Origin of the sequence: Nocardiopsis alba, from assembly GCF_000710955.1 — a bacterium.
Taxonomy (GTDB): Bacteria; Actinomycetota; Actinomycetes; order Streptosporangiales; family Streptosporangiaceae; genus Nocardiopsis; species Nocardiopsis alba.
Window position 1 is genome coordinate 1 of record NZ_BAZE01000024.1, and the last position, 1,804, is coordinate 1,804.

The following is a 1,804-nucleotide window of genomic DNA, read 5'->3' on the forward strand; positions in this document are numbered from 1 at the left end:
CACCCCAAGGCACCCCCCAACACACAAAAAAGAAAGGGACACCCCCACAACAGGGGCGCCCCTTCCTCCAAGAAAAACCGTGGCAGCGACCTACTCTCCCACCCCACCACAGGGCAGTACCATCAGCGCAAAGAGACTTAACGACCGGGTTCGGAATGAGACCGGGTGTGACCCTCCAGCAATAACCACCACGGAAACCAACCCCCACACCCCAGACCACCCACCAGGCAACCAGGACACGGGGAAAAATCCGTGAAAAATGTGCGCGAACATCCAATTATCTGCAGCGGACAAGCCCTCGGCCTATTAGTACCGGTCAGCTCCACCCCTCACAAGGCTTCCACACCCGGCCTATCAACCCCGTCGTCTACAGGGAGCCTTACCCTCTCAAGGAGGCAGGAGACCTCATCTCGAAGCAGGCTTCCCGCTTAGATGCTTTCAGCGGTTATCCCTCCCGAACGTAGCCAACCAGCCATGCCCTTGGCAGGACAACTGGCACACCAGAGGTTCGTCCGTCCCGGTCCTCTCGTACTAGGGACAGCCCTTCTCAAGTCTCCAACGCGCACAGCGGATAGGGACCGAACTGTCTCACGACGTTCTAAACCCAGCTCGCGTGCCGCTTTAATGGGCGAACAGCCCAACCCTTGGGACCAACTCCAGCCCCAGGATGCGACGAGCCGACATCGAGGTGCCAAACCATCCCGTCGATATGGACTCTTGGGGAAGATCAGCCTGTTATCCCCGGGGTACCTTTTAGCCGTTGAGCGACACCGCTTCCACACGCCGGTGCCGGATCACTAGTCCCAGCTTTCGCTCCTGCTCGACACGTCCGTCTCACAGTCAAGCTCCCTTGTGCACTTACACTCAACACCTGATTACCAACCAGGCTGAGGGAACCTTTGGGCGCCTCCGTTACTCTTTAGGAGGCAACCGCCCCAGTTAAACTACCCACCAGACACTGTCCCCGAACCGGATCACGGTCCAAAGTTAGATGCCCGAAACAGTCAGAGTGGTATTTCACCAACGCCTCCACCGCCACTAGCGTGACAGCTTCACAGGCTCCCACCTATCCTACACAAACCATCCCAAACACCAATGTCAAGCTATAGTGAAGGTCCCGGGGTCTTTCCGTCCTGCTGCGCGAAACGAGCATCTTTACTCGTAGTGCAATTTCACCGGGCCCATGGTTGAGACAGTGGGGAAGTCGTTACGCCATTCGTGCAGGTCGGAACTTACCCGACAAGGAATTTCGCTACCTTAGGATGGTTATAGTTACCACCGCCGTTTACTGGCGCTTAGATTCCCAGCTTCGCAGGCCGAAACCCACTAACCAGTCCTCTTAACGTTCCAGCACCGGGCAGGCGTCAGTCCGTATACAGCGTCTTACGACTTCGCACGGACCTGTGTTTTTAATAAACAGTCGCTTCCCCCCGCTATCTGCGACCCCACCCAGCTCAGAAGGCATGCTTCATCACCGGACAGGGCTCCCCTTCTCCCAAAGTTACGGGGACAATTTGCCGAGTTCCTTAACCATGGTTCACCCGAACGCCTCGGTATTCTCTACCTGACCACCTGCGTCGGTTTAGGGTACTGGCCACACACGAACTCGCTAGAGGCTTTTCTCGACAGCATGGGATCACTCACTTCACCAAAAACGGCTCGGCATCACGTCTCAACCATCATGAGAGGCGGATTTGCCTACCCCTCGGCCTACACGCTTACCCCCGGACAACCACCGCCGGGTAGAGCTACCCTCCTGCGTCACCCCATCACTTACCTACTACAAAATCGGGTCCCAGACCAG

At 56.9% G+C, this 1,804-nt stretch carries 2 rRNA genes (1 of these 2 cut by a window edge); both read right to left on the reverse strand.

The features are described from left to right. Positions 1-77: 77 nt before the first annotated feature. Positions 78-193, reverse strand: a 5S ribosomal RNA gene (rrf, locus tag TR33_RS25595). A 92-nt stretch (positions 194-285) separates the two neighbouring features. Beyond that, positions 286-1,804 (reverse strand): 23S ribosomal RNA (locus TR33_RS27580); it runs 1,737 nt beyond the window's last position.